The organism is Variovorax sp. Soil_C_26, from assembly GCF_057657075.1.
Window position 1 is genome coordinate 273,124 of record NZ_JBDGJC010000001.1, and the last position, 24,453, is coordinate 297,576.

General features: G+C 69.0%; 23 protein-coding genes. 6 read left to right on the top strand and 17 right to left on the bottom strand.

Annotated elements, in window-relative coordinates; genetic code table 11:
• Window positions 1–1,074: an ABC transporter ATP-binding protein gene (locus AC3A6G_RS01245; RefSeq protein WP_487872842.1), complete on the bottom strand. Its 1,074-nt coding sequence runs from the start codon at window positions 1,072–1,074 to the stop codon at window positions 1–3.
• On the bottom strand, window positions 1,074–2,753 hold the full coding sequence (gene glpD, locus AC3A6G_RS01250) for a glycerol-3-phosphate dehydrogenase (RefSeq protein WP_487872843.1): 1,680 nt from the start codon (window positions 2,751–2,753) through the stop codon (window positions 1,074–1,076). Before glpD ends, AC3A6G_RS01245 begins: the two co-directional genes overlap by 1 nt.
• Window positions 2,754–2,874: 121 nt before the next feature.
• On the opposite strand from glpD, the gene AC3A6G_RS01255 reads away from it, so the two are divergent.
• Together AC3A6G_RS01255 and glpK are read left to right on the top strand one after the other, a co-directional pair.
• Entirely contained in the window at window positions 2,875–3,642 is a 768-nt protein-coding gene (locus tag AC3A6G_RS01255) for a DeoR/GlpR family DNA-binding transcription regulator (RefSeq protein ID WP_487872844.1), read from the top strand.
• Window positions 3,643–3,792: 150 nt separating this feature from the next.
• On the top strand, window positions 3,793–5,289 hold the full coding sequence (glpK, locus tag AC3A6G_RS01260; RefSeq protein ID WP_487872845.1) for a glycerol kinase GlpK: 1,497 nt from the start codon (window positions 3,793–3,795) through the stop codon (window positions 5,287–5,289).
• Between the two features lie 14 nt (window positions 5,290–5,303).
• Here glpK and AC3A6G_RS01265 read toward each other — a convergent pair whose 3' ends face one another.
• On the bottom strand, window positions 5,304–5,759 hold the full coding sequence (locus AC3A6G_RS01265; RefSeq protein ID WP_487857887.1) for an SH3 domain-containing protein: 456 nt from the start codon (window positions 5,757–5,759) through the stop codon (window positions 5,304–5,306).
• Window positions 5,760–5,957: 198 nt separating this feature from the next.
• Here AC3A6G_RS01265 and AC3A6G_RS01270 point away from each other — a divergent pair, with 198 nt between their 5' ends.
• The gene (locus AC3A6G_RS01270; protein WP_487857888.1) at window positions 5,958–6,422 is read left to right on the top strand and encodes a hypothetical protein; all 465 of its coding nucleotides are present in this window, start codon (window positions 5,958–5,960) and stop codon (window positions 6,420–6,422) included.
• 33 nt (window positions 6,423–6,455) lie between these two features.
• On the opposite strand, the gene AC3A6G_RS01275 is transcribed toward AC3A6G_RS01270, so the two are convergent.
• A complete protein-coding gene (locus tag AC3A6G_RS01275) occupies window positions 6,456–7,328 on the bottom strand; it encodes a LysR substrate-binding domain-containing protein (RefSeq protein WP_487857889.1) in 873 nt (290 codons plus the stop codon).
• Between the two features lie 121 nt (window positions 7,329–7,449).
• Between AC3A6G_RS01275 and AC3A6G_RS01280 the strand changes: the two genes are divergently transcribed.
• Together AC3A6G_RS01280 and AC3A6G_RS01285 are read left to right on the top strand one after the other, a co-directional pair.
• Window positions 7,450–8,238, top strand: a complete 789-nt coding sequence (locus AC3A6G_RS01280; protein ID WP_487872846.1) for a 3-hydroxybutyrate dehydrogenase — start codon at window positions 7,450–7,452, stop codon at window positions 8,236–8,238.
• A gap of 23 nt (window positions 8,239–8,261) precedes the next feature.
• Window positions 8,262–9,230: a Bug family tripartite tricarboxylate transporter substrate binding protein gene (locus tag AC3A6G_RS01285; protein ID WP_487872847.1), complete on the top strand. Its 969-nt coding sequence runs from the start codon at window positions 8,262–8,264 to the stop codon at window positions 9,228–9,230.
• 34 nt (window positions 9,231–9,264) lie between these two features.
• Here AC3A6G_RS01285 and AC3A6G_RS01290 read toward each other — a convergent pair whose 3' ends face one another.
• Genes AC3A6G_RS01290 through AC3A6G_RS01315 form a run of 6 tightly spaced genes read right to left on the bottom strand, consistent with a single transcriptional unit; the run spans window position 9,265 to window position 14,778 of the window.
• Window positions 9,265–10,563 (bottom strand): TRAP transporter large permease, encoded by a 1,299-nt coding sequence (locus AC3A6G_RS01290; protein WP_487857892.1) that lies wholly within the window; start codon window positions 10,561–10,563, stop codon window positions 9,265–9,267.
• 10 nt (window positions 10,564–10,573) lie between these two features.
• Complete coding sequence (locus AC3A6G_RS01295) at window positions 10,574–11,077, bottom strand: TRAP transporter small permease (protein WP_487872848.1); 504 nt, start codon at window positions 11,075–11,077, stop codon at window positions 10,574–10,576.
• Window positions 11,074–12,267 (bottom strand): MFS transporter, encoded by a 1,194-nt coding sequence (locus AC3A6G_RS01300; protein ID WP_487872849.1) that lies wholly within the window; start codon window positions 12,265–12,267, stop codon window positions 11,074–11,076. Before AC3A6G_RS01300 ends, AC3A6G_RS01295 begins: the two co-directional genes overlap by 4 nt.
• A gap of 41 nt (window positions 12,268–12,308) precedes the next feature.
• Window positions 12,309–13,364 (bottom strand): TRAP transporter substrate-binding protein DctP, encoded by a 1,056-nt coding sequence (gene dctP / locus AC3A6G_RS01305; protein ID WP_487857895.1) that lies wholly within the window; start codon window positions 13,362–13,364, stop codon window positions 12,309–12,311.
• Between the two features lie 43 nt (window positions 13,365–13,407).
• Window positions 13,408–14,196 (bottom strand): alpha/beta fold hydrolase, encoded by a 789-nt coding sequence (locus AC3A6G_RS01310; RefSeq protein ID WP_487872850.1) that lies wholly within the window; start codon window positions 14,194–14,196, stop codon window positions 13,408–13,410.
• 3 nt (window positions 14,197–14,199) lie between these two features.
• Window positions 14,200–14,778, bottom strand: a complete 579-nt coding sequence (locus AC3A6G_RS01315; protein WP_487872851.1) for a cupin domain-containing protein — start codon at window positions 14,776–14,778, stop codon at window positions 14,200–14,202.
• A 292-nt stretch (window positions 14,779–15,070) separates the two neighbouring features.
• Here AC3A6G_RS01315 and AC3A6G_RS01320 point away from each other — a divergent pair, with 292 nt between their 5' ends.
• Complete coding sequence (locus AC3A6G_RS01320) at window positions 15,071–16,009, top strand: LysR family transcriptional regulator (RefSeq protein ID WP_487857898.1); 939 nt, start codon at window positions 15,071–15,073, stop codon at window positions 16,007–16,009.
• 15 nt (window positions 16,010–16,024) lie between these two features.
• On the opposite strand, the gene AC3A6G_RS01325 is transcribed toward AC3A6G_RS01320, so the two are convergent.
• The 7 genes from AC3A6G_RS01325 to AC3A6G_RS01355 form a co-directional block, all read right to left on the bottom strand.
• The gene (locus AC3A6G_RS01325) at window positions 16,025–16,981 is read right to left on the bottom strand and encodes an alpha-E domain-containing protein (protein WP_487857899.1); all 957 of its coding nucleotides are present in this window, start codon (window positions 16,979–16,981) and stop codon (window positions 16,025–16,027) included.
• Between the two features lie 33 nt (window positions 16,982–17,014).
• The gene (locus AC3A6G_RS01330) at window positions 17,015–18,517 is read right to left on the bottom strand and encodes a circularly permuted type 2 ATP-grasp protein (RefSeq protein ID WP_487857900.1); all 1,503 of its coding nucleotides are present in this window, start codon (window positions 18,515–18,517) and stop codon (window positions 17,015–17,017) included.
• A 108-nt stretch (window positions 18,518–18,625) separates the two neighbouring features.
• Window positions 18,626–20,713 carry an acetate--CoA ligase family protein gene (locus AC3A6G_RS01335; RefSeq protein ID WP_487872852.1) on the bottom strand — a complete coding sequence of 696 codons (2,088 nt, stop codon included), beginning with the start codon at window positions 20,711–20,713 and terminating at the stop codon, window positions 18,626–18,628.
• Window positions 20,714–20,725: 12 nt separating this feature from the next.
• A complete protein-coding gene (locus AC3A6G_RS01340) occupies window positions 20,726–21,523 on the bottom strand; it encodes an oxepin-CoA hydrolase, alternative type (protein ID WP_487872853.1) in 798 nt (265 codons plus the stop codon).
• Window positions 21,524–21,525: 2 nt separating this feature from the next.
• Window positions 21,526–22,527 carry a tripartite tricarboxylate transporter substrate binding protein gene (locus AC3A6G_RS01345; protein ID WP_487857903.1) on the bottom strand — a complete coding sequence of 334 codons (1,002 nt, stop codon included), beginning with the start codon at window positions 22,525–22,527 and terminating at the stop codon, window positions 21,526–21,528.
• A gap of 25 nt (window positions 22,528–22,552) precedes the next feature.
• Entirely contained in the window at window positions 22,553–23,431 is an 879-nt protein-coding gene (locus tag AC3A6G_RS01350) for a MaoC/PaaZ C-terminal domain-containing protein (protein WP_487872854.1), read from the bottom strand.
• Between the two features lie 4 nt (window positions 23,432–23,435).
• Window positions 23,436–24,431 carry a tripartite tricarboxylate transporter substrate binding protein gene (locus tag AC3A6G_RS01355; protein ID WP_487872855.1) on the bottom strand — a complete coding sequence of 332 codons (996 nt, stop codon included), beginning with the start codon at window positions 24,429–24,431 and terminating at the stop codon, window positions 23,436–23,438.
• Window positions 24,432–24,453 lie beyond the last annotated feature (22 nt).

Here is a 24,453-nt window from a genome sequence, read left to right on the forward strand (position 1 = left end):
CTAGTTTCCCCTGCGCCAGGCCGGCGCCAGCGCCAGCATCTCGCTGGCATCGAACACATAGGCTTGCGATGCGCTGAAGTACAGCGTGATCGACGTGCCGAGCTCGAAGCGGTGCACGCCCGTGAGCTGCGCCACCAGTTCGCCCACAGGCGTCTCGACGTGCACGAAGGTGTCCGAGCCCGAGATCTCGGCCAGTTCCACCTTGCCGGGCAAGGCGATGTCGCCCTCCCCCGCATCGACGTTCAGCGCGCTCGCACGCAGGCCCACCGTGACCGCGCCACCCGTGTCACCGGGCAGCGCCAGCGCGAGCGCCGGTCCGCCTTCGAGCTGCACCCGCCCGGCCGATGCCGTGGCGCGCAGCAGGTTCATCGGCGGATCGCTGAAGGCCCGCGCCACGCGCAGCGACTGCGGCGCATGGAATACCTCGGCCGTGGGGCCGTACTGCAGCAGCTCGCCGGCATCCATCACCGCGGTGTAGCCGCCCAGCAGCAGCGCCTCGCCGGGCTCGGTGGTGGCGTAGACCACCGTCGAATCGCCGCCCGCAAAGAGCTGCGTGAGCTCTTCGCGCAGGCCTTCGCGCAGCTTGTAGTCGAGGTTCACCAGCGGCTCGTCGAGCAGCATCAGCGGCGCGTTCTTGGCCAGCGCGCGCGCCAGCGCCACGCGCTGCTGTTGCCCGCCCGAGAGCTCGGACGGATAGCGGTCGAGGAACATGCCGATCGACAGCCTGTCGGCCAGCGCCTTGACGCGCGCATCGATGTCCGGCTCGCCGCGCAGCTTCAGCGGCGAAGCGATGTTGTCGGCCACCGTGAGCGAGGGATAGTTGATGAACTGCTGGTAGACCATGGCCACGTTGCGCTCGCGCACCGGCATGCCGGTCACGTCCTTGCCGTCCACCAGCACCCGGCCGGTGCTCGGCGCATCGAGCCCGGCCATCAGCCGCATCAGGCTGGTCTTGCCGGCTTGCGTCGCGCCCAGCAGCACGGTGACCGCGCCGCTCTTCGGCGCGATGCTCTGCTCGTAGAGCCAGGTCTGCGCGCCGACCTTCTGGGTGACGCGCTCCAGAGTCAATTGCATCAGCGCTCCTGGTTGATGATGTTGTTGCTGGGGTGGGTGGCGTGCTCCTGCATCCACGCGGCCACCTGCGCGCGCTCGGCGGCGGTGTAGCGCAGGCCGAGCTTGGAGCGGCGCCAGAGCACGTCGTCGGCGCCGGTGGCCCACTCGTTCTGCTGAAGAAAATGCAGTTCGCGCGCATGGAGCCCCGGGGCCACGGCCTCGCCCATGTCGGCCATCGACTGCGCGTCGCCGAGCAGGTCGGCCACGCGCGCACCGTAGGCACGCGCCAGGCGCCGCGCGAGCGCTTTGTCGAGCCAGGCATGGCGGGCCTGCACCGCGGCCACGAAGCGCTCGAAGTCGTCGTCGGGCCGGGTCGCGGCGCCGATCCATGCCGAGAGGTCGCCGCCGGCGAGGAAGGCGCCTTCGGTCCAGGCCGCGCGCTTCGGGCCCGGCTCGCCGAGCATCCGGCCGACCTCGTCGGCCGCGTCCTCGGCCAGCTTGCGGAAGGTGGTGATCTTGCCGCCCCACACAGATAGCAGCGGCGCCGCGGCGGTGTTCGATTCGAGCATGTAGTCGCGCGTGACGGCCGACGGGTCGCCCGAGGCATCGTCGAGCAGCGGCCGCACGCCCGAATAGGTCCAGACCACGTCGGCCGGCACCACCGGCCGCTCGAAATACCGGCTCGCCTGCGTGCAGAGGTAGTCGATCTCGTCCTGCGAGATGCGCGCCGCGCCGGGGTCGTCGGCGTTCAGCTCGATGTCGGTGGTGCCGATCAGCGTGAAGTCGTCCTGGTAGGGGATCGCGAAGATGATCCGCTTGTCGGGGTTCTGGAAGATGTAGGCATGGTCGTGCGCGAACAGGCGCTTCACCACGATGTGGCTGCCCTTGACGAGCCGCAGGTGGCGCGTGGCCAGGGCCTCGCCCTTGGCCGACTGCGCCACGCCGCGCAGGAACGATTCGGCCCACGGCCCCGCCGCGTTGACCACGGCGCTCGCGCGCACCACGCGGGTGGCGCCGCCCGCCACCTCAAGCGTCGCGGTCCAGCCTTCGGCGTCGCGCTGCGCGTGCGTGCAGCGCGTGCGCGTGAGCACCTCGGCGCCGTGCGCCCGCGCGTCCACCGCATTGAGCACCACCAGCCGCGCGTCGTCGACCCAGCCGTCCGAGTAGACGTAGCCGCGCTCGAACTGCCGCTTGAGCGGCTCGCCCGCCGCGTGGCGGCGCAGGTCGATGCCGCGCGAGGCCGGCAGCACCTCGCGCTTGGCGAGGTGGTCGTACATGAACAGGCCGATGCGGATCATCCAGCCGGGCCGCATCGAGGGATCGTGCGGCATCACGAAGCGCAGCGGCCACATGATGTGCGGCGCGCTCTTGAGCAGCACCTCACGCTCCTGCAGCGCCTTGCGCACCAGCGAGAACTCGTAGTACTCGAGGTAGCGCAGGCCGCCGTGGATCAGCTTGGTCGACGAAGACGAGGTGTGCGCCGCGAGATCGTCCTTCTCGCACAGCACCACGCGCCAGCCGCGGCCCGCGAGGTCGCGCGCGATGCCGCAGCCGTTGATGCCACCGCCGACGATCAGCACGTCGCATTCGGTGGTGGCCGGCGCCTTCGGGTCGGAGGACAAATCGCTCACTGAAAATGGCCCGTTCGAATCGTGACTTTGTTCACGGAATGGCGCCATTGTATTTTCGCGTCTTTTCATTTGGATTCCTTTCGACGCGATTTTCCTCCGAGTTTTCCCTTACAAATATTCGTTTTCTTTCGTTTTAAAGTAGCCCGCCTGTACCCTCGGCGGCAGTCTCACTGCTTTCCGCGACCGTTCCGTGAATTCCAACCCACGCCAGATCAACCTCCTCGACACCGTGCGCACGCGCGGGTCCGTCACCGTCGAGCAGCTCGCCGACATGCTCGGCGTCACGCTGCAGACGGTGCGCCGCGACGTGCAGCGCCTCGCCGACCAGGGGCTGCTCACACGCTTTCACGGCGGCGTTCGGGTGCCGAGCTCCACCACCGAGAACATCGGCTACCAGCAGCGCGAAACGCTGAATGCCGAAGGCAAGGCGCGCATCGCGCGCCGCGTGGCCGAGCTGGTGCCCAATGACTGCTCGCTGATCCTCAACATCGGCACCACCACCGAGGCCATTGCCAAGGCGCTGCTGCGCCACACGGGGCTGCGCGTGATCACCAACAACCTCAACGTCGCGACGATCCTGAGCGGCAATGCGTCGTGCGAGGTGATCGTGGCAGGCGGCTCGGTGCGCCCGCGCGACCGCGCGGTCGTGGGCGAGGCCACCATCGATTTCATCCGCCAGTTCAAGGTCGACATCGCGCTGATCGGCGTGTCGAGCATCGAGTCGGACGGTTCGCTGCGCGACTTCGACCTGCGCGAGGTGAAGGTGGCGCAGACCATCATCGCGCAGGCGCGCGAGGTCTGGCTCGCGGCCGACGCGAGCAAGTTCAACCGGCCCGCAATGATCCAGCTCGGCACCCTGTCGCAGATCGACCGCCTGATCACCGACGCCGAGCCGCCGCCGCCCTTCGCCGACCTGCTGCAGGCTGCCGAGGTGCGCCTGGAGATCGCAAGGCCATGAGGTCAGCCCGCATTCCTCCCTCCCCTTCCGGGGGAGGGCCCGGGTGGGGGCACGACAGCACCCGGAAAAGCGCGGCGCCCGAACGAACGCCTGCCCCCATCCCAACCTTCCCCCGGGAGGGGAAGGAGCAAGACAGAGGAAGATGAATCCATGACCACCTACCTGCTCGCCCTCGACCAGGGCACCTCCAGCTCCCGCAGCATCGTGTTCGACCGTGATGGCCGCATCGTCGCAATCGCGCAGAAGGAGCTCACGCAGATCTACCCGCAGCCCGGCTGGGTCGAGCACGATCCGATGGAGATCTGGCGCAGCCAGCTCGCCACCGCGCGCGAGGTGCTCGCCAAGGCGAAGCTGCAGCCTGCCGACATCCATGCGATAGGCATCACCAACCAGCGCGAGACCACCCTGCTGTGGAACCGCAAGACCGGCCAGCCGGTGCACCATGCGATCGTCTGGCAGGACCGCCGCGCCGAGCCGCTGTGCGCGCAACTGCGCGACGAAGGCATGGCCGACACCATCCAGCAGAAGACCGGCCTCGTGATCGACGCCTACTTCTCGGGCACCAAGCTGCGCTGGCTGCTCGACAACGTGCCCGGCGCGCGCGCGCAGGCCGAGCGCGGCGAGCTCGCCTTCGGCACCGTCGACAGCTGGCTCATCTGGCAGCTCACCGGTGGCAAGGTGCACGTGACCGACGTGACCAACGCCTCGCGCACCATGCTGTTCGACGTGCATCGCAACGAATGGGACGCGGAGCTGCTCGATGCGCTGCGCATCCCGGCCGCGCTGATGCCCGCGGTGCAGCCCTCGAGCTCGCACTTCGCCGACACCGATGCCGCGCTGCTCGGCCGCGCGCTGCCGATCGGCGGCGTTGCGGGCGACCAGCAGAGCGCCCTCTTCGGCCAGGCCTGCTTCGGGCCCGGCATGGCCAAGAACACCTACGGCACCGGCTGCTTCCTGCTGATGCACACGGGCGGCGAATTCCAGCCCTCGCACAACGGCCTGCTCGTGACCAGCGCCGCGCAAACAAATGCCATGCCCCAATACGCCATGGAAGGCAGCGTCTTTGTCGGCGGCGCCGTGGTGCAGTGGCTGCGCGACGGGCTGAAGGCCATCAAGGGCAGCGCCGAGGTGCAGTCGCTCGCGGAGAGCGTGCCCGATGCGGGCGGCGTGATGATGGTGCCGGCCTTCACCGGGCTCGGCGCGCCCTACTGGAATGCCGAGGCGCGCGGCACCATCACCGGCCTCACGCGCGGCACCACCGTGGCGCACATCGCACGCGCCGCGCTCGAGAGCATCGCCTACCAGAGCGCCGCACTGCTGCAGGCCATGAGCCGCGATGCGGTGGCAGCCGGCGGCACGCCGGTGGCCGAACTGCGCGTCGACGGCGGCGCCAGCGTGAACGACCTGCTGATGCAGTTCCAGGCCGACCTGCTGGGCATTCCGGTGGTGCGGCCCGAAGTGATCGAAACCACCGCGCTCGGCGCGGCGTACCTGGCCGGCCTGTCGACCGGCTTCTACAGCGACGTGCGCGCGCTGTCGAAGCTCTGGAAGATCGAACGGCGCTTCATGCCGACCATGGGCCGTGCCCAGGCCGAGGAATCGATGGCGCGCTGGGAGCGCGCCGTGCGGCAGGCCACGCAGGCGTAGCCGCTGCGCGGCGGCTACCAGCCCCAGAGCAGCTTGCGCGAGATCCACCCGGTGGCGCCGCTTTCGTGCTTCACCTTGATCCAGTTGCCGCGCCGCGCCAGCGTGCGCAGCACGTCGCCGTAGGCGGCCTTCATCTTGATCGCGCTCGTGGTGCTGGGCGAGCGGCGCAGGTTCGCGATCGCGACCTTCACCACGTGGTGCGGCGTCTTGTTGGTCATCGAGCGGAATACCCAGGCTTTGTCGCCCTCGAAGTCGCGCACATGGAGCCACGACCCCTTCCTGCCGATCACCCGGAACGGATAGCCTTTGCCGACGGTCCAGTGGGCCTCGTGGCGCTGGCCGGGGCCGGTGCGCATGTTCAGCGTCTTGACCGCGACGCTGACCATCTGCGGGGCGGCGAACGCGGCCGGCAGCAACATGCACGACAGTGCGAAGGCCAGCAGCAAGGCGGGAAGTCGGGTGAATCTCATGGAGAACGGGTTCCTTTTCTATGGGGTTGAAATGTCCGGCGGATGCCGGGCGAGCCCGTCTGGGCGCGCCAAGCCGAATAAGTTCCGCGGGGATATCCCTGAGTGGCCACGCCGCCGGACTTCATCAGGGATGCGCGGGGTGCCGCTATCATGGCGCGGCCTTCGGCAGCTACCCCGCATTCGACGATTGTCTCGCCCATGAACCGTATCCGCACGCCATCGCTGCCGGCCGCCTCCGCGCTGGTGCTGGCCGTGGCCTTCGCGGCCGGCTGCAGTCGTTATCCGAACCAGGACGCGCCCAGCGTGCGCCAGATGACAATGGCCGAGCACCTGAACGTGCTCAACGGCTATCTCGCACACGGCGGCAGGCCACGCCGGCTCGCGAGCCGCGACGAATGCCACCTCGTACTCAAGAAGACGCTCGACAGCGCCGCGGCAATGCAGCGCATCGTCATCCCGCTGCTCGAGACCAGCGTCGAGCTCGCCACCCGCCCGAGCGGCCAGGGGCTGCGCGTCAAGCTCACGCAGCAGGCCGAAGGCCAGCGCCAGGTGTGGTTGCGGCTGGACCTGGAGCACTGGGTCGATGCAGTCGCTTGGCGTTCGCATTTCCAGCAGTTGCAGTTGCATTGCCGGGACGTGCTGGGGAATGCGGAGTCCCACTGACATCGGCCGCCGCGCCGCATCGGACCGCGGACCTCAAGCGATCGCCAGCAGGTTCGCCAACGCCGGATTCCGGTTGCCCGCCATCCACGCCAGCCCGTGCTGCAAGGCACGCACCTTCGGCCGCAGCGGCCTGAGCACCACGCCGCCGAACTCCTCCAGCGCTTCCAGTTCGCGCGGAAGCACCGACACGCCCGCGCCCGCCGCGATCAGGCACAGCAGCACCTGCGACGCCTCGGATTCGCGCACCACGCGCGGTGTGAAGCCGGCACGCAGGCATTCCGCGTCCATGGCTTCGCGCAGGTGGAAGCCGCGGTTGGCCGGATAGCCCACGAAGGGCTCGCCGGCCAATGCCGCGAGCGAGACACTGCGGCGCCCGGCCAGCGGATGCGCTGCGGGCAGGAACAGGGCGAGTTCGCTGCGCGCGAAGGCGCGCGTCGCGATCCCGTCGCCGCCGAGCGGCAGGAAGCACAGCGCCGCATCCAGTGATCCGTTCAGCAGCGCCGCCTTGAGTGGGCCGGTGGCGAGCGGGCCCTCGATATCGAGCGCCACGCCGGGATGGCGTGCATGGAAGGCCTGCACCAGCCGGGGCAGCAGATGGTGGCTGGCGCGGCCGGTGAAACCCAGGCGCAGGCGCCCGGTTTCGCCGCGGTGCGCCCGGCGGCTCGCCTCGGCGGCCTGCTCGAGCTGCGCGAACACGGGCTCGATGCCTTCGAGGAATGCGCGGCCGGCGGCGCTCAGCGACACCTGCCGCGTGTGGCGGTCGAACAGCCGCACGCCCAGTTCGCGCTCGAGTTCGAGGATGCGCTGGCTCAGTGGCGGCTGCGCCATGTGCAGTCGCTCGGCCGCGCGCGTGAAGCTCTGTTCCTGTGCCACGGCCATGAAGCCGCGCAGATGCCGAAGTTCCATCGAGAAGCCCTTCTCCGTATTCAGACCCACACGATATCAATAGCCGGTGTATTCGGTATTGGACATCTGAATGGCGAATTCCTAGCATGAAAGTACTACAGACGAGCAAAAGGATCAGCACGTGGAACTCGAACAACGCACCGCACTGGTGACCGGCGGCAACAGCGGCATCGGCCTCGGCATCGCACGGCGCCTGGCGCGCGGCGGTGCGCACCTGGTCGTGAACGGCATCGCGCCCGAGGCCGAAGGGCAGGACATCTGCAAGGCGCTCGCGGCGGAATTCGGCGTGCGCGCCGACTACCTGCATGCCGACCTGCGCGACGCGGCGCAGATCGAACGGCTGATGGCGGCCGCCAGCGAGCTCGGCGGCGGCGCGATCGACATCCTGGTCAACAACGCCGGCATGCAGCATGTGTCGCCGATCGAGCAGTTTCCGGTCTCGGCCTGGAACGACATGCTGGCCATCAACCTGTCGGCCAGTTTCCACACCATCCGGCTGGCGCTGCCCGGCATGCGCGAGCGCGGCTGGGGCCGCATCGTGAACATCGCGTCGATCAGCGGTCTGCGCGGCCGGGCCGGCAAGTCGGCCTACAACGCCACCAAGCACGGCCTCATCGGGCTGAGCAAGGCAGTGGCATTGGAGACCGCCGACACGCCGATCACCTGCAACGCGATCTGCCCGGGCTGGGCGCTCACCGCGCTGGTGCAGCGCCAGGTCGATGCACTGGCCGAGCGCGAGCACCTCGACGACGAGACCGCCGCACGCAAGCTGCTCGGGCTGCGCCAGCCCTCGGGTCGTTTCGTGACCATCGACCAGATCGCCTCGCTCGCGGCCTACTTGTGCTCGGACGATGCACAGGAAGTGCGCGGCGCAGCCTGGACCATCGACGGCGGCACCACGGCCGCCTGAACCGAAAAACAAGGGACACAACCATGACGACCATCGCGACACGCATTTCAACGCTCATCGCCGCCTGTGCGGCAGCCTTCACCCTCACGGCCCATGCGCAGGCCGACTATCCGAAGCAGCCGGTGAAGCTCATCGTGCCCTACTCGGCCGGCGGCGTGACCGACCAGATGGGCCGCGCGCTGGCCGAGCTCGCGGGCCCGCGGCTCGGCCAGCCGATGGTGATCGAGAACCGCCCGGGCGCCAACGGCACGCTGGGCGCGGTGCAGATGCTCTCCATCGATCCCGCGGGCTACACGCTCACGGCGGTGCCCGTGGGCGTGTTCCGGATGCCGCACATCACCGGTGCGCCCTACGACCCGCTCAAGGACCTGACCTACCTCGCGGTGCTCGGCGGGTTCAACTACTACATCGCGGTCGCGGCCGACTCGCCGTGGAAGTCGGTGGCCGACATGGTGGCGCAGGCCAAGCGGCCCGATTCCAAGGTTTCCTATGGTTCGCCGGGCAACTACAGCAGCCAGCACATCGGCATGGCGCAGCTCGGCGACAAGAGCGGCGCACGCTGGGTGCACGTGCCGTACAAGGGCGACGCGGGCACCATCTCGGCGCTCTTGGGCGGCCATGTGCAGGTCATCGTGAGCTCGAGCACGCTGCTGCCCTACGTGCAGTCCGGGCGCATCCGCGTGCTGGCCACGCTCGGCGAAACGCGCTCCAAGGACCTGCCCGACGCACCCACGCTGAAGGAGCTGGGCTACCCCATCGTGCATGCCTCGCCCGTGGGCATCGCCGGCCCCAAGGGCATGGACCCGGCAGTGGTGGCCAAGCTCGACGCGGTCTTCAAGGCCGTCTACGACGACCCTTCATTCCAGGCGACGCTCGCGCGCCTCGGCATGTCGCCGATCTACATGGACCACAAGGCCTACACGCGCTATGCGCGCGAAACCTTCGTGGGCGACAAGGACGCGCTGAAGGCGATGGTGACGAAGGTCAAGTAACCCGCCCGCCGCGGCCCGCGCAGCTGCGCGGCCACTACAGCTTCGACGGCAGCCAGGTCGCGAGCGCCGGCCACATGTAGATCACCCAGGCCAGCACGAGGATCATCACCCAGTAGGGCGCGACGCCCATGAATATCTCGCGCACCGTGACCTCCTTGTCGGGCACCGCGGCCTTCACCACGAACACACTCATGCCGAACGGCGGGGTCAGCACGCCGGCCTCGATCACGAGGATGCCGATCAGCGCGAACACGATCGGATCGAAGCCCAGTGCCATGCCGATCGGCCAGAAGATCGGTACCGTCAGCAGCATGATCGAGATGCTGTCGATGAAGCTGCCGAGGATGAACCACACGGCCACGATGAAGAGCATCGTGCCGACCGGCCCGAGGCCCCACGACTGCAGCAACGCCTCGACCTCCTGCGGCAGGCCGTTGAGCGCCACCAGCTTGCTGAACATCATGGCGGTGAGCAGCAGCAGCATGATCGGCGTCACCGTGCGGCCCGCCTCCATGAACGCATCGCGTATGCCCTGCCAACGCATGCCCTTGGCCCAGGCCACGACGAGCGCGCCCACCATGCCGACGGCGCTGCCCTCGGTGGGTGTGAAGAAACCGAACCAGATGCCGCCCAGCGTCAGCAGGATCAGCAGGCCGACGTAGAGCGCGCCGAGCGATTCGCTGCGCAGCGGCGCCTCGGCGGCGCCCTCGGCTTCGGGCGCCGACGCAGGCCTGAGCCATGCGAACACGGCGCAGTACAGCGCGTACATGCTTGCGAGCACCAGCCCCGGCAGCACGCCCGCGGCGAACAGCTTGCCGACCGACTGCTCGGTCAGGATGGCCCAGACGATCATGAACACCGACGGCGGAATCAGCAGGCCCAGCACCGAGCTACCCGCGATACAGCCGGTAGCGAAGCTGCGGCTGTAGCGGTTGGCGCGCATGACCGGATAGGCCACATGGCTGAACGCCGCAGCGGCAGCCACGCCCACGCCGGTGACCGCCGCGAACACCGCGTTGCCGCCGACCGTGGCCACGGCCAACCGGCCGGGCACGCCACGAAGGCGCCGGTTGACCACGTTGAACAGGTCGTGCGCCGCGCCCGAATGCGCGATCAGCATGCCCATCACGGTGAAGCAGGGAATGACCACGAAGTTGTAGTCCTTGATGCCGCCGATGGCGGTCTGTCCGACCAGGTCCATGGCGGGCCACAGGCCGCCCAGCGCAATGCACAGGCCGAAGAGCGCGCTGCCCGCGAAGGCAAACACCACCGGCACGCCGGCCAGCACGAGCACGGCGAGCACCAGCACGGCCGCCCAGGTTTCGAGAAACATGTGGAGATTCCTAGTGGTTGGAGGCGCTCGGGCGGTCATCGCGTCCACGCAATGCCTCCACCACGAACCCGATGCACACCGCGGCGCCGACGATCCACAGCACCAGCGTGGCAAAGCGAAGCGGCGATGCCGGCAGGCGGAATGCGTCGTTGCCGTAGAACTCGGCGCTGTGCCAACCCTCGACCGCAGGCTCCCAGCCCGCCAGCACGAACACCGCGAACACCGCGGCGCCCACGGCCCAGGCCAGCGCCGACATCGCGCTGCGCACGGCCGGCGGCACCCGGTCCAGGAAGAAGGTCACGCGCAGCAGCTTGCCTTCGCGCATGGCGTGCGGCGCCTGCAGGAAGGTCAGCAACACCAACCCCGCGCCGGTGAGTTCGGCGGTGCCGGCAAAGGGCCGGTTGAACAGCAAGCGCCCGAGCACGTCGTAGCAGATGACCGCGACCATGGCCACGAGCAGCGCCGCGCCCAGGGCGTGAAAGCCGAGCAGGGCCCGGTCGAACCAAGTCTTCATGTGTGATCCTTTTCGGAGGGAAGGAGAAACCAGGCCGCGCATCCTGCCGCCACCAGCACCGCGGCCATGAGGACCACCGAGGGGTGCGCCGACAGCGGCAGCGCGCCGGCGATCCATGCGCTGAGGGCACCGGTGCACATGTGCACCGTGCCGATCCCCGCCGTGGCGAGCCCTGCCTGTTGCGGCATCTTCTGCAGCACCAGTGCGAAGGCCGCGGGAAACACCACGCCATGGCCGATGGCGCACAGCGTGAGCGCCGCGGCCCAGAGCCACAGCGCCGGCCACCACAGCGTGGCAACCAGCAGCGCGATGCCCGCGGCCACGATGCCGAGCCCGTGCGCCATGTGCACGTCGCCCGGCACCGCAGCGCGGCGGCGCACCCACTGGTTGCCGAGCGCGAAGCCGAGGTAGGTTCCGCCCAGCACGACCGCGATCAGCCCCGGCCCGGCACCGGTTGCGGCGTGCAGCGCCGCCGGGCCCGCGGCCGCGACGATGAAGAACGGCGCCGCGGCACCGGCCAGCGCAAGGCTGGTGCGCCGCACGATGGGCTGCCGCACAAGCCCACTCCAGGCCGCGAAGTCGGGCGCGCCCGTGATGGCGGGCCGCGTCTCCCGGTGCAGCCGCCAGGCCACAGCCAGCGCGCACAGCACCAGCAGCGCCAGCAGCACCATCGGGGCGCGCCACGACCAGGCATCGGCCAGCAGCCAGGCCAGCGGCGGCGTCACGGCGGGCGCCATGGCGAACACCATTGCCAGCACCGCCATGCTGCGCTGCAGTTCGGCGCCCTGGTACAGGTCGCGCAGGCAGGTGCGCGGCACCACGAGGCAGGCGGCGAGCCCCAGCCCCGTGATGAAACGGCCCACCAGCAGCATGCCGCCATCGCCCGCCGCCGCAGCCAGAAGCGCCCCGGCGCCGGCCAGCGCAAGGCCGGCCAGCATGGCGGCACGGCGGCCCCAGCGATCCGCGGCATAGCCCGCCGCTGGCTGCCCGAGGCCCAGCCCCAGCGTATAGAGCGCCACGACCGCCGCCCGGCCGCCGTCGTCCATCGGCCCCGCGGACGCGAAAGCCGGCTGTAGCCCCACCGCGACGTTGAGCCCGAAAGGCGACAGGCTCGCGATACCCACCAGGTAGGCGAGCGCTGGCGGCACCGGGAGTGCGCTGTCAGCGGCAAGACGGGCCGGGGTGGTCATGCGAAGGGCAACGGCGCGCGTGGGTTCGAGGTGTCGAAGCGTCAGAGCGGATACGCGAACGGCAGCGTGTAGCCGGCCTCACCGAGGAAGCGCACGTAGGTCTTCATCACCTCGGTGGCGGGCTGCCCCTTGGCGTCGAGTTCCTTCGCGGCGCTGGCGGGCATGTCCTTCACGAGCTGGGCCCAGCGCGCGCGCTCCGCCACGCTGAGCGTGTTGACCTTCACGCCCTCCTTCACGATGCGTGCCTCCGTGTCGAGGTCGCGCTGCTTGCTCTGCTCGGCAACGCGCACCGTCGCTTCGTCCGCCACCTGGTCGATGATCGCCACCACCTCCTTCGGCAGCTTGGTCCGCGTGTCCAGGTTCATGAACGCGGCGAGCGTGCTGTACGAGCCGAAGCCGGTCTTGGTCCAGACCTTGGCCACCTCGCGCAGCTTGAACGCCTCCATGCCCGAGATCCAGAAAAGGCTGCCCTCGGCCAGGCCGTTCTGGATCGCCTGGTAGTGGTCGCCGATGCCCAGCGTCACCGGCACCGCGCCGGTCGGAATGAACAGCGGCGCATTGGTTCCCGACATCGCGATGCGCTTGCCGCGCAGGTCTTCGTGGCGCTGGACCTCGAAGGTGGTGGCGACGCTGTAGGCCTCGGTCACCATCTGCGCGAGGATGTGCGCGTTGTAGGGCTTCATGCTGGCCTGCAGCGCGGGCACTTCCTTCAGCATGCGGCTCGCGACCTTCTGCTGCAGCACCGGATCGTCGGAGGTGAACGGCATGTAGGCGCTGTAGTTCATGAGGCCCGCGCGCGACTGCTCGAAGCCGATCGGCGACAGCGCAATGTCGAGCGAGCCCTTCTGCACCGCCTCGATGCCGCCGTCGACCTTGGCGACGCTGCCGCCCCAGGCCTTGATGAAGCGGATGCGGTGGCCGGTCTTCTCCTTCACGCGCTTGGCGACCTCGTCGGCGAAGAAGGTGTCGAACACCTTGACGTAGGTGGTGCCGGTGGTGTGGCCGCCGCCCATGCGCAGCGTGTAGTTGTCGGCGCTGGCCGTGCCGGCGATGGCTGCGAAAGCCGCAGCGGCAAGAAGTGATGTCGTCATTTTCATTTGTCGTCTCCTGTATTTTTGCTGGAATCGTCCGCGCGCCCGCTCATTCGAACGCCAGGTCGAGCAGCAGGCTCTCGTAGCGTTCGGGGTTCAGCACGTGGGGATAGTGGCCGCCGGTGGGCAGGCGCACATGGTGGGCCTTCGGGTAGCGCGCGCGCAGCCGGTCGCGCGCGGCGGCCGGGATCAGCGGGTCGTCCTCGCAGTCGAGGATCGTCACCTCCGACTCGGCCAACGGCAGCGGCGGGCAGGCGCGTGCCTGCGTCACGCCGAGAAAGCGCGCATGCAGGTTCTCCGGCGACTGGCGCTCGGTCAGCATCTGCAGCTGCAACTGCTGCAGCGGCGACACCGGCATGGCACGCACGCGCTCCACCCAAGTGGCATGCAGGTCCTGCGGCGCGACGTCGCGCACCCAGGCGGGCGCGAACATCGGGTTGGCCGCCAGGTCGCTCGAATCGGTGAAGCCGTTGCCGATAACGAGCTTGCGCACATGCTCGGGATGGCGCAGCGCAAAGTACTGCGCCCACCAGGCGGCGAACGAGGAACCCACCACCACCGCCGGCGGCAGGCCCAGGTGTTCGCAGACGGCCTTGAGCCCGTCGCTGAGCTCCTCGGCGCTCGCTACCGCCGGGTAAGTCACGGCGAGCAGCCGCAGCCGCTCGCCGAGCGACAGCAGGGTGCGCACGAACATCGCAGCGTCGCCGACCGAGCCCGGCAGCAAGACGACGGCCGGGCCGTGCCCCGCCGTGTCGAGCCAGCGCCAGGTGTGGCCGTTGGCGTCCGCCAGCGACGACCAGGCGTAGCGGCTCTCTAGCCTGTGGATCAGCTCGCGCATCGCTCAGTACTTTCCGTCGGGCGTCATGAAGCCTTCGGCGATCAGCTGCGCATGCGCCTCGGGAGAGAACTCGGCCTCGGGCGTGTCGCCGCCGATCACGAACATGAGCCAGTGCGTCTTGTCGGGTTCGTCGAAGGTGATGTTCTCGAAGCGGCGCTGTACGCCCGCGGGGAACGCGATCACGTCGAAGGGCTCGAGGTCGAAGGCCTCGACCTTGCCGTCGACCTCCCACGAGCAGCGCCACTTGCCGGTCATCGGCATGAAGGTCTCGTTGGTGTCGTGGTTGTGCATCATCGGCCCCTTGCCCGGCGTCGTTTCGCAGAAGCCGAGGTTGAAGCCTTCGCTGATCTTGATGTGGGCGTGCTCTGCCGCATCGTCGCCCACGGGCGAGACGATCGGCGCGGCGCCGCCATCGCTGCGCGCCGGCGGCTGGAAGCCGATGATGTTGTAGAGCTTGCGCTGCGCGCTCGGGTGGCGGCTGTCGGGCAGTCCGCCGTCGAAGCCCTTGACTTCCTTGAACAGGGCCACGCGCTTGCGCATCTCCTCACGGGTGACGCGGATGGTGGGGATCTTCGGTTGCATGGTTGTTTCTCCTTCGATGGATTGCGTGCTGAAGTGCTTGCGTGATGCGAGGCCCGGCGCGCACGGGCGTGCCGGTTCCGCCACGGCAAGGCCGTGGAAGCGGTTCTAGAAAAGGTGGTGCCGCCCGGACGGGGCAGCCGCTCAAGCGCGGCGCTGGCGGCGGCGGTGAGCAGGCAGGGGGTCGTGGGTCATGGTTTGTCTCGCGTATTTTTTTGAGTGCATCCATTACATTCACAACGCCGTGCGCACGCAATTCGCTGCGCCGATGTCCGCTATCTAAATTTCACGTCACGTGCGTCTTCGCGATCTCGACCTCAACCTGCTCGTAGCCCTGGATGCCCTGCTCCGGGAAGCCCATGTCTCGCGCGCGGCCGCCCGGCTCGAGATGAGCCAGTCGTCGATGAGCCTCGCGCTCTCGAAGCTGCGCACGCTGTTCAACGACCCGCTGCTCGTGAAGGGCGGCGGCGGGCTGGTGCTGACCGCGAAGGCCGTCGACCTCGCGCCGCGCGTCAGCGACGCGCTCCATCACATCGAGGGACTGCTGCACGTGCAGCAGGGCTTCGATCCCGCGCAGGCGCGCGACACGATCACGCTGATCGTCACCGACTACATCGACTTCCTGCTGGTGCCCGCGATCGTCAAGGCGATGGCGCGCCGCGCGCCCGGCGTGATGCTGCGCGTGGTCGGCCCCAACCCCGAGCGGCTCGGCGAGATTTTCAGCAGCGGCGAGGTCGATGTGTCGGTGTCGTACTTTCCCAATCCGCCGGCAAGCCTGCGCGTGCGCCCGCTCTTCACCGACCGGCTCGTGGGCATCGCGCGCCGCGGCCATCCGTTCTTGCAGGACACGGGCAACCTCGACGCTTACTGCAGCCACGGGCACGTCACCGTCGAGCCCGGCACGGCCACCTGGTACAACACCCAGGTCGACCAGCAGCTCACGCTGCACGGGCGCCAGCGCCATGCGCAGCTGACCAAGCCCACCTTCCTCGGCGTGCCCTTCATCGTCGAGGATTCAGACCTGCTGGCCACCTTGCCCGAGCGCGTGGCACGCGGCTTCGCCAGGTTCACCGACGTCGTGATGTTCGACCCGCCGCTCGCGCTCGAGCCGTTCAACGTCGTGCTGCTGTGGCACGACCGAACGCACACGAATCCGCTGCACCGCTGGTTTCGCGAACTCGTGATCGAGCTGTGTTCGGGCGACGAGGTGCCGGCGCCGCCCGCGGCCCCCTGAAGGCCGCTGCGTGCGTCAGTGCGCCGGAACCAGGAAGTCCTGGCTGATGCGCATGCCGAGCTCGTTCACCCGGTCGAGAAACTGCGTGAGGTAGGCATGCAGCCCGGTCGCCAGGATCTCGTCGACGCGACCGTACTGCAGGTCGGCCAGCAGCTTGCCGGCGCGGCGCTGGGTTTCGGCGCTCTGGTCGTTCTGCACCTTCGCGAGATTGGAAACCACCTCGGCAAGGCTCGCGTGCAGCGAGCGCGGCATGTCGGCGCGCAGGATCAGCAGTTCGGCCACGCGCTCGGGCTTGATCACGTCGCGGTACACCTTGCGGTACACCTCGAAGGCCGACACGCTGCGCAGGATCGCACTCCAGTGATAGAAGTCGTATTCCTGGTCTTCCTCGGTGGCGGTGCCGAAGAACTCGCTGTTGAGCGCATGAAATTTGACGTCGACCAGCCGCGCCGTGTTGTCGGCGCGTTCGAGGAAGGTGCCCAGGCGCGAGAAATAGAAGGCCTCGTCCTGCAGCATGGTGCCAAGCGTGACGCCGCGCGACAGATGCGAGCGGAACTTGACCCACTCGAAGAATTGCGCCGGATCGCGCTCGAAGCCGCCGGCGCGCAGCATGCGGTTGACTTCGAGCCAGGTGGTGTTCTGGGTTTCCCAAGCCTCGGTGGTGAGCGCGCCCCGCACCGCGCGGGCGTTCTCGCGTGCGGCCTTGAGGCACGAGACGATCGACGACGGATTGCTCTCGTCCTTGACCATGAACTCCATCACCTCGTTGGGCGCGATCTGCTCGTACTTGTCGTTGTACGAGGGCAGCAGCTCGCTGATCGAGAGCACGCCCTGCCAACCGTACTTGGCCACTTCGGCCGACTGGGGCAGCAGCGAGGTCTGGTAGTTGACGTCGAGCATGCGCGCGGTGTTCTCGGCGCGCTCGGTGTAGCGCGACATCCAGTAGAGGTGGTCGGCGGTGCGTGACAGCATCGGTTGTTTCTCCTAATTTTTGCTTGCCTGCACTCAGGCCGACGACGACTGGCTCTGCGACTGCGACCCGGGCTTGACGCGGGGCGCGCGCTCGGCTTCGAGCACCCAGGTGTCCTTGGTGCCGCCGCCCTGCGACGAGTTGACGACCAGCGAGCCTTCCTTGAGCGCCACGCGCGTGAGCCCGCCGGGCACCATCTGCACTTCGCTGCCCGACAGCACGAAGGGCCGCAGGTCGATGTGGCGCGGCGCGATGCCCGCATCGACGAAGGTCGGCGAGGTCGACAGGCTCAGCGTCGGCTGCGCGATGTAGCCGTCGGGCTTGGCGATCACGGCGCGCTTGAAGTCCTCGATCTCGGCCTGCGTCGAGGCCGGGCCGATCAGCATGCCGTAGCCCCCCGCGCCGTGCACTTCCTTGACCACGAGATCCTTCATGTTGTCGAGCGTGTACTGCAGTTCGTCCTTGTTGCGGCACATGTAGGTCGGCACGTTCTTCAGGATCGGCTGCTCGCCAAGGTAGAACTCGATCATCTTCGGCACATAGGGGTAGATCGACTTGTCGTCGGCCACGCCGGTGCCCACGGCATTGCAGATAACGACGTTGCCCGCGCGGTAGGCGCGCATCAGGCCCGCGCATCCGAGCGTGGAGTCGGGGCGGAACACCTCGGGATCGAGGAAGTCGTCGTCCACGCGGCGGTAGATGACGTCGACGCGCTTCGGCCCGCGCGTGGTGCGCTTGTAGACGAAGTCGTCCTTGACGAAGAGATCCTGCCCCTCGACGAGGTCGATGCCCATCTGCTGCGCGAGGAAGGCATGCTCGAAGTAGGCGCTGTTGTACATGCCGGGCGTGAGCACCACCACGGAAGGATCGGCCGTGGCGGGCGGCGCGCTGGCGCGCAGCGTCTCGAGCAGCAGGTCGGGGTAGTGCGCCACGGGCGCGATGCGGTTCTGATTGAACAGGTCGGGGAAGAGCCGCATCATCATCTTGCGGTTCTCGAGCATGTAGCTCACGCCGCTCGGCACGCGCAGGTTGTCCTCGAGCACGTAGTACTCGCCGTTGCCGTCGACATCGGCCGCTCGCACGATGTCGACGCCCGAGATGTTGGAGTACACCTCGTGCGGCACCGTGACGCCCATCATCTCGGGGCGGAACTGCGCGTTGTGGAGGATCTGCTCGGCCGGGATGATGCCGGCCTTGATGATCTCCTGGTCGTGGTAGACGTCATGCAGGAAGCGGTTGAGCGCCGTCACGCGCTGCACCAGGCCCTTCTCCATATGCTCCCACTCATGGGTCGGGATGATGCGCGGCAGCAGATCGAACGGAATGAGCCGCTCGGTGCCCGAGCCGTCCTCGTCCTTCGCGCCATACACCGCAAAGGTGATGCCGACCCGGCGGAAGATCATCTCCGCCTCTTCGCGCCGCGACAGCATCACCTCGGGAGGTTGCTTGGCGAGCCATTGGTCGTACCGTTTGTAGTGCTGCCGGATCGCAGCGCCCGCATAGGGCAGCTGCTCGTACATTTCGTCGAATTTTTTCATTGAACGACCGATCTCCTTGCGCCATAGCTTAGCAAGTTCGAGGCCAGTAGAACCCCTTATCTGCCAGCCGGAGACGGGCCGTTCGGCGATTTACAGATCACATCGCAGTCACCCGGCGGCGCGCTCGACCAGCGCATCGACCACCATCGCGCCCTCGCCCACAGCGCCGACCATGACGGGATTCGCGTCGATCGAGGCAATACGCCCCGGTGCGGAGACGATCAGCCGTCCGACCGCCAGAGCCACCGCGCAGAGCGCCGCCACGTCGAGCGGCGGCTCGCCGCGCACACCGTCGAGCAGCGGCGCGATGCGCAGGCCCTTCAAGGCCACCTGCACGGCGGCCGCGTCAAACGGGGGAATCAGCACCGCCACGTCCTGCAGCGCCTCGACGTACTTGCCGCCGTCGCCCACCACCACGACCGGCCCGAAGACCGGGTCGTGCCGCGCGCCCACCATGAATTCGTGCCGTGCCTTGTGCATCGCCGCGACGAGCACGCCCTCCTGCGCCGCGCCCAGCGCCGCGAGCTTCGCCCACTGGGCATCGAACAGCGCCTCGGCCTGCGCGGCACTGTCGACGTGCAGCGCGACCAGCCCGTGCTCGGACTTGTGCGGCAGGTCGGCCGAACAGGCCTTGACCACCGCCGAGCCACCCACGGCGCCCCAGGCGTCGCGCGCCTCGGCGGCGCTGCGGCAGAGCCGATGTGCCACCACCGGAACGCCATGCGCCGCCAGCAAGGCCAGGCTCTGCGCCTCGTTGAGGAAGCGGCCCGTGCCCGCGGGCAGCGAGGGCGCCGGCGCCGGGGGCCACGGCGCATGCGTCTCGCGCATCAGGGCTGTATGCGACGCCAACTGCGCGAGCACGCCGAGCGCCTCGGTTTCGTTGGCATAGGTCGGAATGCCGCGGGCCTGGAACGGGGCGGCCACCGAAGCCTGCCAGGCCGCGACCACCACCGGCTTGCCGGTCGCGGCCTCGAACTTCGCGGTGTCGGCGGCGAAGGCCTCGACGTCGTAGCCCGCGCCCGCCACCGGGATGTTGATGAAGAAGAGATCGGCGGCCGGGTCCTGGGCCACCGCGGGCAGCACATCGCCGAAGAGGCCGCTGTTCGACAGCAGCGCCGCCGTGATGTCGATCGGGTTCGTCGCGGTAGCGAAACCTGGCAGCCGCGCGGCCACGTCCTTTCGCGTGCCTTCCGACAGCGCGGCCAGCGGCAGGCCGAATTCTTCGGACGCATCGGCGCCCATCACGCAGCTCGCCCCCGAGTTGCTGATGACCACCAGCCGCCGCCCCTCGGGCCGCCAGCCCTTCAGGTAAGCCTCGGCCGCCAGTGCCTGCGCATGCGGATCGCGCACCCGCCAGATGCCGTGGTGCCGAAAGAAGGCATCGACCGCGCGGTCTTCGTTGGCCAGCGAACCCGTGTGCGATGACGCGGCCTTCTGCCCGCTCTCGGAACGCCCCGCCTTCACCGCGATGATCGGCAGGTCGCGCGCGCGTGCGTAGGCGGCCGTGCGCGCCAGCATCTCGGGGTTCGCGATGTTCTCGAGGTACAGCAGCAGCAGCTTCACCTCGGGATCGTGCGCCACGGCCCAGGCCAGGTCGGACACCGTCACGTCGGCCTCGTTGCCCGTGGCATGCACATGGCGCACGCCCAGGCCGCGCCCGCGCAGCAGGCCGTAGGCCATGGCGCTCATGCCGCCGCTCTGGCTCACCACGCCGATGGGCCCGTCGGCCGGCGGCACCTCGATGAACATGGTCGAGAACCCCGCGATGGCGCCGTTGCCGAAGTTCGCGAGGCCTTGCGTGTTGGGCCCGTAGAGCCGCATGCCGGCAGCGCGCGCACGGTCGGCCATGGCCTTCTGCACCGCTCGGCCCTCCTCGCCCGCTTCGCCGAAGCCCGATGCGATGACCACCGCCGACTTCACCCCGCGCGCGGCGCATTCGTCCACCGCGGCCACGGCCTTCTCGCCGCCCACGATCACCAGCGCCAGCTCGGGCGCCTCGGGCAGCGCGGCGAGCGAGGCGTAGCTCTTCCGCCCCTGCACCTCCTCGCGCGCCGGATTGATCGGATAGATCGTGCCGGCGAAGCCGTATTTCTGCATGTAGTAGATCGGCCGCCCGCCGATCTTGTGGATGTTTTCCGAGGCGCCGATGACGGCGACGGACTTGGGGTTGAGCGCGGATTCGAGCAGGTCTGACATGGACGCTTTCATTCAGGTTTTCGACGGCCGGCGGGCCGACAGGAAGGCTTCGATGGCGCTGCCGGCCTCGTCGCCGTAGAGGTTGTCGGCGAAGGCATCGCGCTCGGCGTCGAGTTGCGCGCGCCGGGTGCGCCCGCGTGCGGCATGCACCAGTTGCTTGATGCGCGCCTGCGCATCGAAGGGCCCGGCGGACAGCCGCCCGGCCCAATCGAGCGCCGTGGCGAAGGCTTCGCCGTGCGGAACCACCCGGTTCACCACGCCCCAGGCATGCAGGCGCTGGGCGCTGCAGACGCCGCCGTCGAGCAGCAGTTCGAGTGCGGCCTGCGCCGGCAAGGCGCGCGCCAGCGAATCGGAGCCGCCGCCGTCGGGCGAGAGCGCCAGCTTCACATAGGACATCACGAACTTCGCGTCCTCGGCCGCCACGATGAGGTCGCAGCCCAGGCACAACGAGAAGCCGCCGCCGGCCGCCGCGCCCTCCACCGCGGCGATCACCGGCTGCGGCGCGTCGTGCATGGCCATCACCCAGTCGTGCAGCGCATCGAGGTGGCCAAGCTGTTCTTCGCGGGGGCGATGGCGCTGGTCGGCCAGCCGCTTGACGTCGCCGCCGCCGCAGAAGTGCCCGCCCTCGCCCGTCAGCACGATGGCGCGCACCGTGCGGTCGGTGGCCGTCTCGCGCAGCAGCGCGGTGGCGGTGCGGTAGAGCGACGGATGCATCGCGTTGCGCGCAGCGGGATGGCTCAGGGTCAGCACCAGCACCGGCCCCTCGCGGTGCGACAGCAGGCGTGCGCCCACGGATGTTTCGATGCCCATGCTCAATCCACCTGGATGTTGGCGGTGCGCACCACCTGCGTCCACTTCACGATCTCAGTGCGCAGCGTCTTCGCGAAGGCCTCGGGTGTGCTCGGCGCGGCCTCGGCACCGGCCTCGTGCAGCCGCCGGTTGACGACTGGATCGTTCAGCGCACGGGCGATGTCGGCGGCCAGGCGCTGCGCGATGTCCTTCGGCGTGCCCGCGGGTGCCATGAAGGCGGCCCACGAATAGGCTTCGTAGCCGGGCAGGCCCGACTCGGCCACCGTCGGCACATCGGGCAGCAGCGCCGAGCGGCGCGCGCTCGCCACTGCGATGGCGCGCACCTTGCCGCCCCTGACCTGCGGCAGCGCAGTGGGCGCGTCGGCGAACATCAGCTGCACCTGCCCGCCCAGCAAGTCGGCCATGGCGGGCGCGCTGCCCTTGTACGGCACATGCAGCAGCTTGGTGCCGGCCTGGATGTTGAACAGCTCGCCCGCGAGGTGCGTGCCGCCGCCGTTGCCGGCCGAGCCGAAGCTCAGCTTGCCGGGCGACTTGCGGTCGAGCGCGATGAGTTCCGCCACGGTGCGCGCCGGCACCGACGGGTGCGCCACCAGCACCACCGGAAAGGTCGCGCCGAAGCTCAGCGGCACGAAGTCGCGTTCGATGTCGTACGGCAGCTTGGGCTTCAGGCTCGGCAGCACCGCATGGTGGATGCTGCACACGAAAAGGTTGTAGCCATCGGCGAGCGACTTGGACGCGATGTCCGCGCCCACGATGCCGCCCGCGCCCGCGCGGTTGTCGATGATGGCCTGCTGGCCCCAGAGTTCGGAGAGTTTCTGCGCCACGGCGCGCGCCGTGGTGTCGACCGGACCGCCCGCGGGAAACGGCACGATGAAGCGCACCGGCCGGCCTGGGTACGGCTGCTGCGCGAGCGCAGGAAAGGCCAGCGCGGCCGCCGCGACAGCGCCGCCGGTGATGCATGCGCGGCGCGTGACCCGCCGCAGTTCGGACACTTGCTTGGTCATGGATGCCTCCGGTTGGATTCGGTCTTCAGTCGCTGATGCGCGCATGCCCGTGGTCGAGCACGGTGCGGTCGCGCGCGGGCACGCGGGCCCGGAAGTACAGGTCCGCGCCCTCGCGGTACATCTCGATGCGCAGCGTGTCGCCCGGGACCGCCGGTGCCGAGAAGCGCGCGAACAGGCTCTGCAGCCGCGCCGGCGCATTGCCGCAGGCATGCGCGAGCACCGTGTGGCCCGCGATGCCCCAGGTGCACAGCCCGTGCAGGATCGGCCGGTCGAAGCCCGCGGCCCGCGCGGCATCCGGATCGGAATGCAGCGGGTTGCGGTCGGCGCAGAGGCGGTAGAGCAGCGCCTGCTGCGGCAGCGTCGGAATGTCGACCACGGTGTCGGGCGCGCGCTGCGGCACGGGCGCGGGCACTTCGGGCGCGGCATCGCCCGGTTGCGCCGCGGTCGCGAAGCCGCCGTTGCCGCGCGCGAAGGTCGTGTGCGTGACGGTGGCGAGCAGTTCGTCGCTCGCGGCATCGGACAGCGTCTTGTCGTAGGTGACCAAGGCGCCGCGCCCCGGCCCCTTGTCGACCACGCGCGTCACGCGGTGGCGCGCCACCACGGTGCCGGCCGCCGGCAGCGGCCGGTGCCACACCACGCGTTCTTCGCCGTGCACGATCTGCGCGAAGTCGATGCCGGTGGCCGGGTCCTGCATCCACGAGCCCGGAAAGCCGAGCACCACCGCCATCGTCGGCAGCGCGAGCGGCATGCCGGGCGCGGTGTCGTTGACGAACTGCAGCTGCGCTGCATCCATCGGGTCACGGCCCAGGCCCAGTGCGAGCGCGTAGCGCATCGTGTCGTCCGCCGTGTAGCGGTGGACGATGTCGTCGAAGCGCCAGGCCTTCAGTCGAACGGGATCGATCATGACCTCAGTCCAGCGTGGCGCCCGAGACCTTCACCACCTGCGCCCACTTGCCGACCTCGGCGTTCATGAAGACGCCGAAGTCCTCGGGCGTGTTCCATGTCGCGGCAAAGCCCTGGGCCTCGAACCTGTCTTTCACGTCGGGCTGCGACAGCGCTTTCTTCAACTCGGCGTTGAGTCGCGCGATCACCTCGCCCGGCGTTCCCGCGGGGGCGAGCAGGCCATTCCATGCGATCGCCTCGTAGCCCGGCAGGCCCGACTCGGCCACCGTCGGCAGCTCGGGCGCCGCGGGCGAACGCTTTGCGCTCGTCACGGCCAGCGCCTTGAGCTTGCCGCCCTTCACCTGCGGCATGGCCGAGAGCATGGTGTCGAACATCAGCTGCGCCTGGTTGCCCATCACGTCGGTGAGCGCCGGCGCACTGCCCTTGTACGGTACGTGCGTCATCTTCACGCCGGCCGTCGCGGCGAACAGCTCGGCCGCGAGGTGCGTCGATTGCCCGTTGCCCGACGACGCGAAGTTGAGCCCGCCGGGCCGGGCCTTGGCGAGCGCGATGAGCTCCGCCACGTTCTTCGCGGGCAGCTCGGGGTTGGCCACGATCACGAGCGGACCGCTGGTGAGCTGCGACACCGGCATCAGGTCCTTCGTGAGCTTGTAGCCGAGGTTCTTGAAGAGCGAGGGGTTGATCGCATGCGCGGTGGTGGCCACCACCAGCGTGTAGCCATCGGGTGTGCTGCGCGCCACCAGCTCGGCGCCGGTGTTGCCGCCTGCACCGGGGCGGTTGTCGATGATGAATTGCTGGCCGGTCTGCTCCGAGAGCTTTTGCGCGACCACGCGCGCCACGATGTCGGTCGGCCCGCCCGGCGGGTACGGCACGACCAGCTTGACCGGTTTGCTCGGATAGCCCTGCGCCTGGGCGGCCAGCGGCATCGCCGCGACGCAGGCGGTGGCTGCCAGCGCACCCGCCAGCCATTGGCGGCGGGCGAAGGATCGGATCGAATGCATGCGGTTGTCTCCTGCTTGTGGT